Source organism: Luteimonas sp. A277, from assembly GCF_054052045.1.
This window is the reverse complement of sequence record NZ_JBSVRG010000010.1, coordinates 64,664-80,808: the sequence shown is the minus strand read 5'-3', so window position 1 is coordinate 80,808 and position 16,145 is coordinate 64,664. Positions and strand designations below refer to the sequence as shown.

Below are 16,145 nucleotides of genomic sequence, written 5' to 3'. Positions count from 1 at the left end.
TTCAAGGAATCCTCACTGCATGCGCGGCATGGAAGGGCTGACGCCATCGCGCAGCGCCGGCGCCGAAAGCCGCACGCCGTCCGCGCGCTGCTCCACTTCAAGCCCCAGGCTCAGGGCGACATTGCGGGCAAAGCCCGCCGGATCGTTGGCGGGGTACAGACCCACTACGCGCCGGCTGCCGACGCTGGGATCGTCAATGATGATGGCCAAGTCGCTATAGCGACGGAACCGCGCCGCCGCCACCGACAGCGTATCGCCGTTGAAGGCCAGCATGCCTTCGCGCCATAGCAGCCGGCGGCCGAGGTCCTGTTCGTCGACCTGCTCCACCTCCACCCCGACCTCCGGGCGCGCCAGCGCGCGCATGCCGGCGTGCAGCCGTGCCGGCGCGGGATGCGATCCGGCCGCAGCCACGTCGACCACGCCTTCGCTGACCAGCACCTCCACCGGTCCCGGCCCACCGCCGCGGCTCTTGTCCATGCTGACGGTGAAACGGGTGCCCACCGCAACCACCCGGGTGCGGTCGGCGGTCACCGTGAACGGGCGCTGGGGATCATGCACCACGTCGAACAGCGCCATGCCCGACAGCAGCTGAAGCCTGCGTCCATCGCGGCCGAAATGGACGCGGACCTGCGAATCCGCATCCAGCGTCATGGTGGAGCCGTCTTCAAGCGCCACCCGGAGGATCTCACCTCGCGCGGTCTGGTGCAGCATCCCGCGCGGCGACACCAGCAGCAGCGCGCCCGCGAGCGCGACCAGCAATACGGCGGCGGCGGCCAGACTCCAGCGCCGCCCGCGCGGCGCGCGCGACGCGCGCGCGGGCGGCACGGCCACCGCCATGCGGTCGCTCCAAGCCAACACTGCGCGCGCGCGCGCATAGGCGCCGAAATGCCGCGGCGATGCCGCCAGCCAACGCTCGCGCTCAGCGCGCTCGAACGACGTCAGCGGGCCACGGTCTTCGCGGACTACCCAGCCGGCCGCAGCAGCGTGAATATCCTGGCGGTCAGCCACGTCCATGCGACCGCTCCCCCTTGTCTACGTCGGCGCTGTCGCGGGATGCGGACACGCTGCCGTCACCGGCCTGAACGCCTGCCATCAGCAGCCGCAGTGCTTTCACCATGTGCTTTTCGACCGTACTCTGACTGATCTTCAACCGCGTCGAGATCTCCCGCTGCGACAGACCCTCTATGCGGCGCAGCCGAAATACCTGCCGGCAGCGCGTCGGCAGCCCAGCCAGCAGGCGCTGTGCCAGTGCCAATTGCTGGCGGGACGAGACAAACCGCTCGGGAGAGGCATTCGGCGCGTGTACGCCGAGCCCGTCCAGCTCGGCCATGGTTTCGATAGCCACCACCTGGGCCCGCCGCAGGTGCTGGTGCACCAGCGAACGGGCCACGGTGTACAGGTAGGCCCGCGGCTCGCGCACGTGCTCCACGTCGGCGAGCCCGGCCAGCTTGGCGTAACTTTCCTGGACGATGTCGTCCACGTCCTGCGCCGGCAGCGCCAGCCGGCCGCCCAGCCATGCGCGCAGCGCCGGCTCGTGCGGCAGGATCCGCTCCGCGAGCCACGCCGCCCGCCCGGCCGGCAGCGGTGTATCCAAGTCGCATGCGGACATCAGAACTTCTTGCTCACGCTCATGTACCAGTACCGGGGGTAGGGCTGATACATGTTGGACTGGTAGCCGTAGATGCTCGAGCTGACCGGCGGGCGGTCATCGGCGATGTTGTTGACGCCCAGCTTGACTGACACGCCGTCCAGCGCGCCCGCCTGCGAAAACTCATAGCGCCCGAACAGGTTGGCGACGGTGTGCGAATCGATGCGCCACTGGTTGCCATCGCTGTCCGACAGCCAGGTGTCCGTGACCGCGCCGGTGTAGCGGACGCCGCCACCCAGACTCAGCCCGCCACGCCGCCAGGTGACGGTGCTGCTCCACTTCCACTCCGGCGTGCCGTTCTGGCCGATGAGGTCACCGCCGCCGGCGATCCACACCGAGCCATCGATGAGCCCGGTATCACGCGCGTCGGCCAGTACCTGGATGTCGGGTGACAGGTCCCGGTAGAACTCGATCACACGGGTGCCGTTGACGGCCAGGCCGAACTCGCCGAAGCGGGTCACGGCCGAGCGCCAGGTCATGCCGTAGTCCACGCCGCGGACGGTCTGCGGCTGCATGTTCACGTAGCGGTCGTTGACGTAGAGCACCCGTCCGGCCGGATCCAGCCCGGTGCCCTGGTAGCGGGCGACGTCGTCCACGGTCGGATCGGCGCGGACCACCTCGGGGTTGGACGACCCCTGCATGCGCAGCAGGTAGTCGAGGATCAGCGCGTTGCCCTCGCCGTAGAGCCCGATGATGTCCTCCTGGTCGTACTTGAAGTAGTCGACAGAGAACGACCACCGGCCCGCGCCTTCCGGCAGGAAGCGCGGCTGCCAGACCAGGCCGGCGCTGGTATTGGTGGAGCTCTCCGGATCCAGGTCCGGGTTGCCCGAGCGGCGCGCCGTGGTGGAGGCCCCATGGGCGCAATTGGTGAACGCACTGGATGCGCCGCTGCGCACGTCGGCCTCGCACTGGATGTAATCGGTGCGGGTGTTGGAACGGCTGATCAGGGTCGCGTTGATCTGCTCCAGGTTCGGCGCCCGGAACCCCTCCGCCCAGGAGGCGCGCAGTCGCAGGCCATCGACGATTTCCCAGCCCAGCGCCAGCTTCGGCTTGGCGACGCTGCCGAAATCGCTGTAGTGCTCTGCGCGCCCGGCCAGCTGCATCTCCAGCGACCGCACCAGCGGCACCGCCATGCCCGGTGAGACCAACGGCACCGACAGCTCCGCGAACAAGGCGCTCACGGTGCGCGAGCCTTCGGTGTCAGGCGTCGGGCTGACGCCATACATGTCGCTGGGCATCTCCGCACCGGTCACCGCGTCCATGTACCCCAGGGTGCCGTCAACCCGTGGGTCGCGGTCGTCGCGCTGCCGCTCGTGCCTGGCCTCCACGCCAACGGCCAGGCCAACGTCGCCGCCCGGCAGGGTGAACAGGTCCGGGCGCGAGGCCTTCAGGTCCCACAGCCACAGCTCGGTCTGGCTCTTGCGCACGCCGTCAACGTAGAAGCGGTCAAGCACGCCGTCGGCGTTGCAACCACCGCAGAACGGGTTGTAGGCGCCGGAGGTGGGGTCGGCCAGCGCCTGCTGGAACAGCGTCATGCTCACGACCTGCTGGGTGTCGACCACCTTGGCCCGCGAATAGAGCAGGGCGCTTTCCCAGTCATATCCGTAGTGGTGGCCACGCAGGCCGGCCAGGGCCCGGGCTTGCTGGTTTTCAACCTGGATCATCGTCGGCCGCTCGAAACGGTAAGAGGAGATCGTGACCGGCAGGCCGTCGGGGCCGATGTCCAGGCCGTCCAGGCGATGGGGACTGGCGCTGCTGCCGAACGGGTTCCAGTAATTGCTGGCCGGGACCACCACCGGAAGCGCGCCGATCGAATTGACCGGATTCTGCAGGCTGTCGGCGTCCGCGTGGTAGTAGCCGAGCTCGCTGAAGAACGTCACGCCACTGTCGAAGTCCCACTTGGACGTCAGGAACAGGTTGGTGCGGCGCACTTCTGGCGTCACCGACAGCGGCCACTGCGCCTGTGCGTCCGAACGCAGGTTCCGGTCCGCCCCGGAGCTGGCCTTGCTGCCGCTGGCCACGCAATTGCCGTCGCCCAGCTCCGCGGCGCAGTCCGGATTGGTGACCGGCTGTACATGGAAGGCACCCGCCGCAGACGTCACCGGCGCCCCGTCGCGCGTCACCAGCGTGCGCGTGCTGAAGTTGCCCCAGGCGCTGGTGGCGTGGCGCGAGTCCAGGGTACCGATGCCCTCGAACTGCGTGCCGACGAAGTCGAACCGCCGGTCTCCGGTGGCGGTCCAGTCGTAGTCGAACGAGTCGATGCCGGTGGTCCGGTAATGATTGAACGACAGCGTCACGTTGCCGCGCAGGTCATCGGTATTGCGGCCGACGATCCCGCTCACGCCGAAGTCGCGCAGGTCCGTGCCCTCGCCAACGCCTCCCTGCACGGTGATCTCGCCGCCGTGGATGTCGTCACGCAGGACGTTGTTGACCACGCCGGCTACCGCGTCGGTCCCGTAGATCGCCGCCGCGCCGTCGAGCAGCACCTCGACCCGCTGCAGGTTGCCCACCGGAATGGCGTTGGCGTTGTAGGTGAGCACCGGCACCAGGTTGCCGTCGGCCTGGCTGGTCGGGTGCACCACGGTGCGACGGCCGTTGATCAGCAGCAGCGTATTGCCCACCCCCAGGCCACGCAGGTTCACCGACGCGATATCGCCGCGGGCGTAGTTGGAACTGTTGCCGCCGTTGGTACCGACAAAGGACACATCGCCCATCTGCGGAATGGCGCGGAACAGGTCGTCACCGGAGATCGCACCCGTTGCCGCGATCTGCTCGGCCTGCATCGTCATCACCGGCAGGATGGCCGCGCTCGAGCCGCGGATCTGCGTGCCGACCACGGTTACTTGCTCCAGGGTCGCCACGTCGGACCGGTCCTGGGCGGCGACAGCCGCTTCCGGCACCGCCTCCACAGGCGGCGTAGCCGGCACGGCCGGCGCGGCTTGGCCAACGGCAGCCGGCCGCGGCGTCCCGGCGCCTCCCAGCGAAGCCAGCAGATCCGGCCGGTACAGGGTAATGGTGTCGCCGTCATCGGCCGCCACCCGCAGCCCGGTTCCGGCAATCAGCTGCGCAAGCGCCTGCCTGCTGTCCATCTGCCCCACCAAGGGGCGGACCCGGGCCACGGATGCGGTCGGATCCCCCGCCGGGGCAATGATCTGCAACCCCGCCTGTCGGGCGAACTCAGGCAACACCTGCTCCAGGCTGCCGCCGGCAACGTCGAACGTTGCATCCTGGGCCATGAGCGGCCCCGCGGCCATCGCCGTGGCCAGCACCCCAAACCGGATTGCCCGCGCCAGGACCCCAAAATTGCTCTGCATCGGCTCCCCTCCCAGTCGATCGCTACCAATGGAGGGCCGGATTTTCCGAGCCCCTTTAACCAAGACGATGCTCGAGTGCGGATTCTCCGCCATCGGCGGGATCCCAGCCCGGGCCGAAAGACAGGGCGAATACCGGGAAAACTGATACGTTCCTTGCCTTCCGCCCGCACCACCCGGCCGATCAATACCAACGCAACAGGAGCTTACATGCCTTATCTGGACACCCTGCACCGCCACTTCCGCCTGATCGCCGCGCTGGCGATCGCGCTCAGCGCGCTCACCTGGGCCGTGGACCTGGCCGGGCTGGTCTACAACTGCCCGTTCTGCCGCGCCCAGCGCACGGTGATCGGCCTGCTGGGCCTGCTGATGCTGGTGCCGGATCCGCGCCACTGGCTGGTCCGCTGGCCGGCGGCCACCCTGGCTGGTTTCGGGATGGTTGTCGGTGCCACCCAGCATTTCTCGCACTGGCGGCGGATCAATGCCGGTGAGTTCCGCCTGGCCGAGGCGTGGTGGGTGGATCCGTTCCTGCTGTCGGGCGCGGCCATCTTCATCATCACCGGACTGTTGTTGCTGCTGTGGTCATGGCGTCCGCGGGACGGGGCAACTCGTTCAAACTGAACACCGGCTTTGAAACCTGTCGCACCAGCCCCATCCTGTTGACGATGGAGAAGCAATCCGCCCCCTTGAACCTCGCCCTTGTCCGCGACGACGATCCGCGCCCGGAGCCGCCCGAAGCGCCCCTGCCCAGCGACTGCTGCGACAGCGGCTGCGATCCGTGCGTGCACGACAGCTATACGGAAGAGCTGCAGTATTACCGCCAGCAGCTGGCCAAGTGGCTGGAGCGCAACCCGGGCCAGGGCGATTAGTGGATCATCCGCGCCTTGAGCAAGCGGGCTGCCTGATGGGATATCGCACATGAGCGCACTGGGGCCGTTCCCGATGCGCGCGGTGATTGTCGCGCTGGCGCTGCTGGCCGCCTGGCTTGTAGTGCGCGCGTGGGCACGGCGGCTGCCGGAGTCGCCGCACAAGCCTGCCGGCGCGTGGTTGCTGGACGCCGCGCTGGTCGGCCTGCTGGCCGCACGGCTGGGCTTCGTGCTGCGCTGGTGGCCAGAATACGCTGCGGCGCCGATGTCGCTCATCGCCATTGGCGATGGTGGCTTCCTGTGGTGGGTCGGGCTGCCGGCCGCTGTTGCCTTCGCCTGGTGGCGGGCACGACGACTGCCTGCGCTGCGGCGGCCGCTGCTGGCCGGCATTACCGCGGGCATGCTGGCCTGGCTGGCGTTCAACGGCACCCTGGCGCTGCTGCAACACTCCGCACCGCCGCTGCCGGGCACCGCCTTGGCCACGCTCGACGGCAGCCCAACCACGCTCGATGCCCACGCCGGCAGGCCAATCGTGCTCAACCTGTGGGCCACCTGGTGCCCGCCCTGCCGGCGCGAGATGCCTGTGCTTGAAGACGCGCAACGGCGCTACCCCGGCGTCGCCTTCGTACTGGTCAACCAGGGCGAAGGCCGCGATGAGATCCAGACGTTTCTGCAGCAGCAGGGCCTGGTCCTGGAACACATCCTGCTCGATCCGCACTCGCAGGCAATGCGCGACATGGGTGCGCGCGCCCTGCCCACCACCCTGTTCTTCGACGCTGGCGGCCGCCTGGTGGACACCCACATGGGCGAACTCACCCGCGCCAGCCTGGCCAGCACCCTGCGCAAGCGTTTCGACGCGACCGCCACCATCAACCCACCCCGGGAGCAACCATGAACAAGACCCTTGCACGCGGCTGCCTGGCCGCCCTGACGGCCGCCGCCCTTGCGGCGTGCACCGTCACCGCACCCGCTCCTGGCGCGTCGCACGCCGCGGAGGAGGCCTCCGCCACACCTTCCGACAGCTGGCTGCAAGGCACGGTGGAGGAGCGCCTGGACACCGTGGCCGACCAGCTGCGCGGCTTCGGCGCGGCCATGGTGGAAGTCGACCATCGCTACCGCGAGATGTACTTCGCCGGCCAGGACCGGAACTGGGACTACGCCGCATACCAGATCGAGGAGATGGAGGAGGCCATCGGGTACGGACTGCAGCGACGGCCCAACCGCGCCGCGAGCGCAGCCATGCTGGAGCCCGCCCTGGACGAAGTGAAGGCCGCGGTCTCCGCGCAGGACGCGGATGCTTTCGGGCAGGCGTTCCAGGCCCTGTCCGCGAGCTGCAACGCCTGCCACCTGGCGGAGGCCGTGCCCTTCATCCATGTCGCCGTGCCGGAAATGCGCGTGAGTTCGATCCGCCGCGAACCGCAGTGATCATCTGGCAGCGGCGTCGCGCACCTGCTTGATCCTGATCAAGAGTCCGGCCCCGGTGCGCGAGCACAATCGTGTTGCGACCCGGGCCGACCTTCTCCACCGTCGGACCGCGGCGCCACCCCTGCGTGGAGGTCCACATGTACGCACGCACGATTCTGGCCCTGACCCTCGCGCTGTCGGCGGCCGGTGCCCAGGCCGCCGACAGATGGCAGACCAGTGGCGACATCCGCGCTGGCTACGTTGCCTCCGAAACCCGCACCCGCAGCGACGCCACCTCTGATGCCGACAGCTTCCGCACCCGGGCCAGGTTCCGCGTGCGGGGCGAAGTCGGCGGCGGCTGGCACGCCAGCGGCCGGGTGGCTGCGCGGCTGGACACCAACCAGTCGGACGAGGAGTTCTGGTTGCGAACCTACGCACCCGGTCCTACAGGCCTGCAGGACGGCCAGGCCACGATTGACGAGGCCTACCTTGAATACCGCCCTGCGGAATCGCCTTGGAGCCTGCGCGTCGGGCGCTTCCAGGCCGCGTTCGGCATCGACGACATCATGAAAAAGTCGCTGGACCAGAACGACAGTCCCAATTTCGATATCACCTGGACCGACGGCATCTGGTGGCAATGGCGCGGCAGCGACTGGACTACGCACGTCATTGCGCGCCACAACGACCGCCGCGGCCCCACCGGCACGCTGCGCCGGCCGCTGGACTTCGCCGACGGTGACTCGCGCGCGGGTTTGTTCCTCGCAGCCGAATCGAAGACAGCGGTCGGCCCGCTGGTGCAGCGCATGGTCACGCTGACCTGGCTGCCGTCGGCGCTGCGCCCGAACGGCCTGGCCGACCCGGCGCTGGATGACTACCTGGCGGTGACCGCCAAGACCGCCGCAGAGTGGCCGCTGGGCGAAGCCGGGACGAAATTCCGCCTGGGCGCAGAGGTCGGCTGGGCGCCCGACACGCCGCGCCGTGAGGCGATGAACTCCGGCACCGACGACGCAGACGCGCTGTCCTGGCAGGCCTCGTTCAACTTCATGGACATCCGGCCCGACCACGACTTCGGCATCGTCTACGGACGCGTCGCCGACGGCTGGCTGCTGTCGAGCGACTTCCGTCCGAATGACAGGCTGCTCGAAGCGCGCTGGGTCTGGCAGGCTACGCCGGCCTGGCAGTTCGACGCCCGCCTGCGTCGCCGCGAGGAGATCCACCTGCCCGCCACCGCCGCGGGCGCCCGTCGTGATGACGACCTTTACGTGCGGGCGACCTGGCGGTTCTGAGACGTCCCGGCCCGGCAGCCTGATGCCGGTGAAGCCTGCGCGCTCGCTGTAAACCACTGCGTTGTGCAGTGGCCACCTCGTTCACGCACAGCGCCTGGCCGGCCGGGCGGCTACCCTCGGGGCTTCGGAACAAAGATCACGTGGGAACTGGAATGCACAAGCACAAGCACGATCACGAGCACGAACACGGACACGACCTCGGCCAGGCCGGCGACACCGCAGTCCCGGCCGCGGGCGGAGGCGCGATCTGGACCTGCCCGATGCATCCGGAAGTTCGCCAGGATGGCCCGGGGAGCTGTCCGATCTGCGGCATGGCGCTTGAGACGATGACGGTCACCCGCGACAGCGCGCCCAGCTCGGAGCTGGCCGACATGACGCGTCGGTTCTGGATCGGCCTGGCGCTGGCGCTGCCGGTGTTCGTGCTCGAGATGGGCGGGCACGTGTTTCCGGCGTTGCTCGAACTGGTGCCCATGCGCACCTCGATCTGGATCCAGCTGGTGCTGGCCACGCCGGTGGTGCTGTGGTGCGGCTGGCCGTTCTTTGAGCGCGCGTGGGCGTCGCTGGTCAACCGCAGCCTCAACATGTTCACCCTGATCGCGATGGGTACCGGCGTGGCCTGGGGCTACAGCGTGGTGGCGACGCTGGCGCCGGGGATCTTCCCCGACGCGTTCCGCGCCGTCGACGGCACGGTGGCGGTGTACTTCGAAGCCGCCGCGGTGATCACCGTGCTGGTGCTGCTGGGCCAGGTGCTGGAGCTGCGCGCGCGCGAGCAGACTTCCGGCGCCATCCGGGCCCTGCTGGACCTTGCCCCGAAGACCGCGCGCCGGATCGGCGACGACGGCAGCGAGGAAGACGTACCGGTCGAAGCCGTGGTGCCCGGCGACCGGCTGCGGATCCGCCCCGGCGAATCGGTTCCCGTCGACGGCGTGGTCGAGGATGGCCGTTCTTCGCTCGACGAAGCCATGGTCACCGGCGAGTCGATGCCGGTCACCCGCACGGCCGGTGACAACGTCATCGGCGGCACCTTGAACCAGACCGGCGCACTGGTGATCCGCGCGGAGAAAGTCGGCAGCGACACCATGCTGTCGCGGATCGTGCAGATGGTTGCCGACGCCCAGCGCTCGCGCGCGCCGATCCAGCGCCTGGCCGACCAGGTCTCGGGCTGGTTCGTGCCACTGGTGATCGTGATCGCGGTCGTCGCCTTCATCGTCTGGAGCCTGACCGGTCCCGAACCGCGCATGGCCTACGGGCTTGTGGTTGCGGTGTCGGTGCTGATCATCGCCTGTCCCTGCGCGCTGGGCCTGGCCACGCCGATGTCGATCATGGTCGGCGTGGGCAAGGGCGCGCGTGCCGGGGTGCTGATCAAGAACGCCGAGGCCCTCGAGCGGCTGGAAAAAGTGGACACTCTGGTGGTCGACAAGACCGGCACCCTGACCGAGGGCAAGCCGTCGGTGACCGCGATCACTGCCGCTCAGGGCTTCGACGAGACCGGGATCCTGTGCCTGGGCGCCGCGGTGGAACAGGTCTCCGAACACCCGCTCGCGCTGGCCATCGTCGCCGCCGCGCGCGAGCGCGACATCGAACTACCGCAGGTCACCGGCTTCGACTCGCCGCTGGGCAAGGGCGTTATCGGCACGGTCCAAGGCAGGTCGGTGCTGCTGGGCAACGCGGCTTTCCTGCGGGAGCACGGCGTCGACGTCGCCGCCCTGGCCGAGGCCGCCGACCGGTTGCGCCACGACGGCGCCACTGCCATCTACATCGGCATCGACGGCGTGGCCGCGGGCATCTTCGCCATCGCAGACCCCATCAAGCCAACCACGGCCCAGGCGCTCAAGGCGCTGCACGCCGACGGCATCCGCATCGTCATGCTGACCGGCGACAACCGCACCACCGCCGAAGCGGTCGCGCGCGAGCTGGGCATCGACGAGGTCGAGGCCGACGTACTGCCCGATGAAAAGAACGCCGTGGTCAACCGGCTCAAGGCCGAAGGCCGGGTGGTGGCGATGGCGGGCGACGGCGTCAACGACGCCCCGGCGCTGGCCGCGGCCGACGTCGGCATCGCCATGGGCCACGGCACCGACGTGGCGATCGAAAGCGCCGGCGTGACCCTGCTCAAGGGCGACCTGATGGGGATCGTCAAGGCCCGCAGGCTGTCGGAAGCCACCATGGCCAACATCCGCCAGAACCTGTTCTTCGCCTTCATCTACAACGCCGCCGGCATCCCGATCGCCGCCGGCGTGCTGTATCCCGCGTTCGGCATCCTGCTCTCGCCGATCTTCGCCGCCGCGGCGATGTCGCTGTCCTCGGTGAGCGTGATCGCCAACGCCCTGCGCCTGCGCACGTTGAAACTGGACTAACTGCCGGTCAGCCGGAAAACCCGCCTTCGGCCAGGAACGCCTCTTCCTCACGGGTGTGTTCGCGGCCCAGCACCGGGTTGCGATGCGGGAAGCGGCCGAAGCGCCGAATGATGTCGCGGTGTCCGCTGACCCGCTGCGCCCGCTCCTCGCTGATCCGGGCGCTCAGGGCGATCGACATTTCCTGGTCCGCCAGTTCCTCGGAGTGGGTGAACGGGAAGATGAAGAACACGCGGAAGCCCTCTTCCGCCCGCGCCATGTAGTCCCTGCGTTCGGACTCCCAGGCAAACATGCGCGCCAGGCCATCGGTCGCGTACATGTGTGCGGTACCGCGGAACGCATTGCGGGGGAACTGGTCAAGCAGAACCATCAACGCCAGCGCGCCCTCCGGGCTTTTGATCCATTCGTCGCAGCGGCGTGCAGCGGCGTCCATGTGCAGGCCAAGGAAGCCCTCGCGGAACAGCTGGTCGAAGGCATCGTCTTTCTGCATCCAGCGGCCATCGGCGACAACGTCGCGCCAGAAGTCGATCACCGTATCAATTCGCGGATCCATGCCGATCCCTTCTGAAGAAACGCCTTCAAACATAGCTCACCGGTTCCTAAGTTTTACTGAGCCGGCTATTGCTCCTCTCCTGCAGTGCGCGCACATCCGTCATCCACCCGCAGACCGACATTCCGAGGGCGGAATTCACCCAAAACGCCTTGGCAAAAGACCGTTCCATGGCCCATGGGACGGTGGATCCCACAAACGATCGTTTGAATCGTGCGCCCGGACTCCATATCTGCTCTGAGCGGGCTTCCCCGCATGATCGATAGGAGTTCCCCCATGACCAAGACCAACCTGATTGCCACTTCCATCCTTGCCGCAGCGCTGGGCGCGCTGTCATTCAATGCCCAGGCGGCCGAGCCGACCGGCTTTTACGCTGGCGCCGGTGTGGGCCAGTCGATGGTGGACGAGTGGTTTGCCGATGACGAAGACGTCGGGTTTCAGGTGTTCGGCGGCTACCAGTTCAACCCGTACTTCGGGCTGGAAGCGGCCTATACCAACTTCGGCGATGTAGACGTGACCGGTGGGGTCGGCGAGCTTGATGCCGACGCATTCTCCCTGGTCGCCGTAGGCACGCTGCCCTTCACCGAGCGGTTCTCCGGCTATGCCAAGGCCGGCTTCAACCGCTGGGATGCCGATGTGGACATGCCCGGCGTTGGCCGCGTCAGTGACGATGGCACCGATCCCACCTACGGCCTGGGCCTGCAGTACCGCTTCACCGACACCGTAGCCCTGCGCGGCGAGTACAGCCGCTTTGAAATGGACGACGTTGACGTGGACCTTGCGCAGGTACAGGTACGCTTTGATTTCTGATGTTTCCGCAGAAACGACATATGCACGGGGTCGGCATCTGCCGGCCCCGATTGCATTCTGCTAACGCGCATCCATCCATTGAGGAAAAGACATGACTGACAAAGATCGCGTCGTGATCATCGGCGGCCACGGCAAGGTGGCCCTGCTGGCCGCTCCGAAATTGAAGGCCGCCGGATACCGTGTGGATTCGATCATCCGCAACCCCGATCACGCCGACAGCGTGCGTGCCGCGGACGGCAACCCCGTGGTGTTCGATATCGAATCGGCCGACGTGGACGCGATGGCCAAGGCCTTCGAAGGCGCTTCGGCCATCGTGTTTTCCGCGGGCGCGGGCGGCGGCAATCCGCAGCGAACCCGTGCCGTCGACTACGAAGCCGCAACGCGCGCCATGCAGGCGGCGGAACAGGCCGGGGCGAAGCGGTTCGTGATGGTGTCCTACGCCGGCGCCGACAAGGACGTGCATCGGCTTGACCCTTCCGACTCGTTCTATCCCTATGCCAAGGCCAAGCACGATGCCGATGCAAAGCTGCGCGAGAGCGCGCTGGACTACACCATCCTGGGCCCAGGCCTGCTGACATTGGAGCCGGCCACCGGCAGGATCCAGCGGGCGGAAACGACCGGCGCCGAGTTGGCCGAGGACAAGCGGGTCACCTCACGCGACAACGTGGCCGAGGTGATCACCCATGTCATCAGAACCGCTGCCGCCAGTCGCCAGACCGTGGATTTCTACGACGGCGACACGCCGATCGCTGAAGCCATCGCCTGAGCGCACGCAGGAGCGCGCCATGCGCGCTCCTGCATTTGGGTGGATCAGGCGGCGGTAGCGCGGCGGGTGCGCTCCAGATGGACGAGGAGCAGGGAGACGGCCGCTGGGGTGACGCCTGAAATGCGGCGCGCCTGGCCAATGGTCTCCGGGCGCACGCGCTCGAGCTTCTGCTGCACTTCAGCCGAAAGCCCACGCACCTGGCCGTATTCGAAGCTGTTGGGAATGGGCGTGCCTTCGTGGCGCTGCTGGCGGGCGATCTCGTCGCGCTGGCGCTGCAGGTAGCCGGCGTACTTGGTTTCGATCTCGACCTGTTCCGCGACATCCGCAACCACCGGTACCTCCGGGGTGAACGCCGGCAGCGACACCAGCTTCGCGTAATCCAACTCCGGGCGACGCAGCAGGTCCAGCGCGCTGTTCTCGCGAGTCAGCTCAATGCCCAGCGTGTGCGAAGCCTCGCGGCCGGCGGCGTTGTTGGGCGAAGCCCACAGCCCACCCAGCCGTGCGGTCTCGCGCTCGATCGCCTCTCGCTTGACGTCAAAGCGCGCCCAGCGCGCGTCGTCCACCAGACCCAGTTCCCGACCGATGGCGGTCAGGCGCAGGTCCGCATTGTCCTCACGCAGCTGCAGGCGGTATTCGGCGCGGCTGGTGAACATGCGGTAGGGCTCGGTGGTGCCGTGGGTGATCAGATCATCGACCAGCACGCCGATATAGGCCTGGTCTCGCCGCGGCGACCACGCCGCCTCGTCGCGCAGCAGGCGCACGGCGTTCACTCCGGCCAGCAGGCCCTGGGCGGCGGCTTCTTCATAACCGGTGGTGCCATTGATCTGGCCGGCGAAGAACAGCCCGGCCACGGCCTTGGTTTCCAGCGAAGCCTTCAGCCCGCGAGGATCGAAATAGTCGTACTCGATCGCATAGCCGGGGCGGGTGATGTGTGCGTTCTCGAATCCCACCACGCTGCGCACCAGCTCCAGCTGCACGTCGAACGGCAGCGAGGTGGAGATGCCGTTGGGATAGATCTCGGCCACGTCCAGGCCTTCCGGCTCGACGAACACCTGGTGACTGTCTTTTTCCGCGAAGCGCACCACCTTGTCCTCGATCGACGGGCAGTAGCGCGGGCCAATGCCCTCGATCTGTCCCGAATACATCGGCGAACGATGCAACGCGCCGCGGATGATCTCGTGGGTGCGCCCGGTGGTCTGGGTGATCCAGCACTCCACCTGATTCGGATGATCAGCGCGGCTGCCCATGAACGAGAACACCGGGCGTGGATCATCCCCGGGCTGCGCGGTCATGCGGGAGTAATCAAGGCTGCGCCCATCCAGCCGCGGCGGCGTGCCGGTCTTGAGCCGGCCAACCGCGAAGGGCCGCTCGCGCAGGCGCTGGGCCAGGGTGGTGGCAGGCGGATCACCGGCCCGCCCCGCGGAGTACTGCGCTTCCCCCACGTGCACGCGGCCGGCCAGGAAGGTCCCCACGGTCAGCACCACGGTGGGCGCGCTGAAGCGCTGCCCGCCCTGGGTGATGATCCCGCGTACGGCATCGCCCTCGATGACCAGATCGTCCACGGCCGACTGGAACACCGTCAGCCCGGGCTGGCTCTCCACGACCTGGCGGATGAAAGCCCGGTACAGCGACCGGTCCGCCTGGCAGCGGGTGGCGCGCACGGCTGGGCCTTTCGATGCGTTCAACCGCCGCCACTGGATACCAGCTGCGTCGGCGGCCTTGGCCATCACCCCACCCAGCGCATCGATCTCCTTGACCAGATGCCCCTTGCCGATACCGCCGATGGCGGGATTGCAGCTCATCGCGCCGATCGTTTCGATGCTGTGGGTCAGCAGCAGGGTGCGCGCACCCGCACGCGCGGCCGCCAGCGCGGCCTCGGTGCCCGCATGGCCACCGCCGACCACGATCACGTCATGGCTGAAAAAGTCCGTACCCATCTGTCTGCCTGTCTGTGTCGAAGCGCGGCCAAAGGCCGGCGCCGGGCCATTATCGCCCCTCGCCCCCATTCATGAATTCCAGCGGGATTGGCACGCATTCTGCGTACGTATCCACTGCACCCGGGAAGGCAAGCGCCCAGAGGGCGCGGCTGGACTGGAACAGGGGCTGGCCACGCGCAACCCGGGGAAGCGAAGGGGCCGGATGTCGGGGGACATCCGGCCCCGTTTTTTTTGCGGATCGGCCTTGCTGGCCTCTTGATCGGGTTGCCGACACCCGGCGGGAGCGGAACAGGGGGGATCCGGAAGTCTCCCGCCGGGGGTCGGCATAGACGGCTTGCGCGCGTCGCAATGCGACGCTGGCTGTCACATGGCCCTAGCTTGCGCCCACAATCTGGGCAGTGCAAGGGGCACTAGGGCTCAATAGTGCGATGACGGTCACCGTCCCGCGATCGCGAAGCCGGTGCCGGACGGCGTGCAGGCCGCGGGGACGCATTCTGACGTGCCGGGGTCACAGACTGACGCGTAGCGGCAGGCGTGGGACGACTGCGGTTCGGCTGCGAGCTCCGCTGCTGGGAAGGACCCGCCCGCCACGGAGAACTGCGGCTCGATTGGCCGGTGGACGGCCTGGTGGACGGATTCGACTGCTGGATGCGCTCGCGTCGCTGGCTCTGCGGACGCGGACCCGCGGTGTTGCCGCGACCGATGCGCTGGGCGCGCTCACGATGTTCAACCCGGGTGACGCCCTGCAGATTTCGCCAAGGAGAATTGGGACGACTCTCGCGGGGCGGTCGGTTGTGATCAGGACGCGGGCGCACAACGATTGGGCGACCGTAGTAGGCCCCGGGGTAGTAACCGTAGGACGGATAGCCGTAATAGCGCGACCCGTAACCGTAACGATCACCGTAACGGGCGTAGCCGGGGTAGCCATAACCCACGCTGCCGTAGGCGCCGTAAACACTCCCGTAGCCCACGCTGCCATAAGGCGCGCCGTAGTAACCGGTGGAAGAGCGGTCGTAATAGTAGTCACCGCTGCCACCGCGGTAGCCGTAGGTGGCGCAGCCGCCTAGCAGCAGCGCGGCAAGCCCAACGGCGACGATATAGCGGATTTTCATTGGATCGCCCCTCTGTGACTGGTGTCCAGCATGGGCCCAGGCCATTGAATCATGGCTTAATTCAGCTGAAGCGGCGTTGTGATAGCTGAACGGACCCGGCT

14 protein-coding genes are annotated in these 16,145 nt (G+C 67.9%); 8 read left to right on the top strand and 6 right to left on the bottom strand.

All coding sequences use genetic code 11. The annotated features are described in order from the left end of the window. Positions 1 to 12 precede the first annotated feature (12 nt). Genes ACW7G2_RS11180 through ACW7G2_RS11170 form a run of 3 tightly spaced genes read right to left on the bottom strand, consistent with a single transcriptional unit; the run spans position 13 to position 4,962 of the window. A complete protein-coding gene (locus ACW7G2_RS11180) occupies positions 13 to 1,014 on the bottom strand; it encodes a FecR family protein (RefSeq protein ID WP_456975748.1) in 1,002 nt (333 codons plus the stop codon). After that, positions 1,001 to 1,609, bottom strand: coding sequence for an RNA polymerase sigma factor (locus ACW7G2_RS11175; RefSeq protein WP_456975746.1), 609 nt, complete (start codon positions 1,607 to 1,609; stop codon positions 1,001 to 1,003). Before ACW7G2_RS11175 ends, ACW7G2_RS11180 begins: the two co-directional genes overlap by 14 nt. Beyond that, complete coding sequence (locus tag ACW7G2_RS11170) at positions 1,609 to 4,962, bottom strand: TonB-dependent receptor (RefSeq protein WP_456975744.1); 3,354 nt, start codon at positions 4,960 to 4,962, stop codon at positions 1,609 to 1,611. The genes ACW7G2_RS11175 and ACW7G2_RS11170 overlap by 1 nt, the downstream gene beginning before the upstream one ends. A gap of 207 nt (positions 4,963 to 5,169) precedes the next feature. On the opposite strand from ACW7G2_RS11170, the gene ACW7G2_RS11165 reads away from it, so the two are divergent. The 6 genes from ACW7G2_RS11165 (at position 5,170) to ACW7G2_RS11140 (ending at position 10,872) form a co-directional block, all read left to right on the top strand. Continuing rightward, on the top strand, positions 5,170 to 5,580 hold the full coding sequence (locus ACW7G2_RS11165; protein ID WP_456975742.1) for a disulfide bond formation protein B: 411 nt from the start codon (positions 5,170 to 5,172) through the stop codon (positions 5,578 to 5,580). Positions 5,581 to 5,645: 65 nt separating this feature from the next. Continuing rightward, positions 5,646 to 5,828, top strand: coding sequence for an oxidoreductase-like domain-containing protein (locus tag ACW7G2_RS11160; protein ID WP_456975740.1), 183 nt, complete (start codon positions 5,646 to 5,648; stop codon positions 5,826 to 5,828). A 49-nt stretch (positions 5,829 to 5,877) separates the two neighbouring features. Further along, positions 5,878 to 6,720, top strand: coding sequence for a prolipoprotein diacylglyceryl transferase family protein (locus ACW7G2_RS11155; protein ID WP_456975738.1), 843 nt, complete (start codon positions 5,878 to 5,880; stop codon positions 6,718 to 6,720). Then, entirely contained in the window at positions 6,717 to 7,250 is a 534-nt protein-coding gene (locus ACW7G2_RS11150; protein ID WP_456975736.1) for a hypothetical protein, read from the top strand. Before ACW7G2_RS11155 ends, ACW7G2_RS11150 begins: the two co-directional genes overlap by 4 nt. 137 nt (positions 7,251 to 7,387) lie before the next feature. Beyond that, complete coding sequence (locus ACW7G2_RS11145) at positions 7,388 to 8,515, top strand: porin (RefSeq protein WP_456975735.1); 1,128 nt, start codon at positions 7,388 to 7,390, stop codon at positions 8,513 to 8,515. A 152-nt stretch (positions 8,516 to 8,667) separates the two neighbouring features. Continuing rightward, positions 8,668 to 10,872: a copper-transporting P-type ATPase gene (locus ACW7G2_RS11140; RefSeq protein WP_456975733.1), complete on the top strand. Its 2,205-nt coding sequence runs from the start codon at positions 8,668 to 8,670 to the stop codon at positions 10,870 to 10,872. A gap of 7 nt (positions 10,873 to 10,879) precedes the next feature. Here the strand turns inward: ACW7G2_RS11140 and ACW7G2_RS11135 are convergent, their stop codons facing one another. Then, positions 10,880 to 11,422 (bottom strand): DUF924 family protein, encoded by a 543-nt coding sequence (locus ACW7G2_RS11135; RefSeq protein WP_456975731.1) that lies wholly within the window; start codon positions 11,420 to 11,422, stop codon positions 10,880 to 10,882. A gap of 273 nt (positions 11,423 to 11,695) precedes the next feature. Between ACW7G2_RS11135 and ACW7G2_RS11130 the strand changes: the two genes are divergently transcribed. Beyond that, complete coding sequence (locus ACW7G2_RS11130) at positions 11,696 to 12,229, top strand: outer membrane beta-barrel protein (protein WP_456975729.1); 534 nt, start codon at positions 11,696 to 11,698, stop codon at positions 12,227 to 12,229. 91 nt (positions 12,230 to 12,320) lie between these two features. Continuing rightward, the gene (locus ACW7G2_RS11125) at positions 12,321 to 12,995 is read left to right on the top strand and encodes an SDR family oxidoreductase (RefSeq protein ID WP_456975727.1); all 675 of its coding nucleotides are present in this window, start codon (positions 12,321 to 12,323) and stop codon (positions 12,993 to 12,995) included. A gap of 44 nt (positions 12,996 to 13,039) precedes the next feature. Here the strand turns inward: ACW7G2_RS11125 and mnmG are convergent, their stop codons facing one another. Further along, positions 13,040 to 14,932 carry a tRNA uridine-5-carboxymethylaminomethyl(34) synthesis enzyme MnmG gene (gene mnmG / locus ACW7G2_RS11120; RefSeq protein ID WP_456975725.1) on the bottom strand — a complete coding sequence of 631 codons (1,893 nt, stop codon included), beginning with the start codon at positions 14,930 to 14,932 and terminating at the stop codon, positions 13,040 to 13,042. 410 nt (positions 14,933 to 15,342) lie between these two features. Next, positions 15,343 to 16,044, bottom strand: coding sequence for a hypothetical protein (locus ACW7G2_RS11115; RefSeq protein ID WP_456975723.1), 702 nt, complete (start codon positions 16,042 to 16,044; stop codon positions 15,343 to 15,345). Positions 16,045 to 16,145 lie beyond the last annotated feature (101 nt).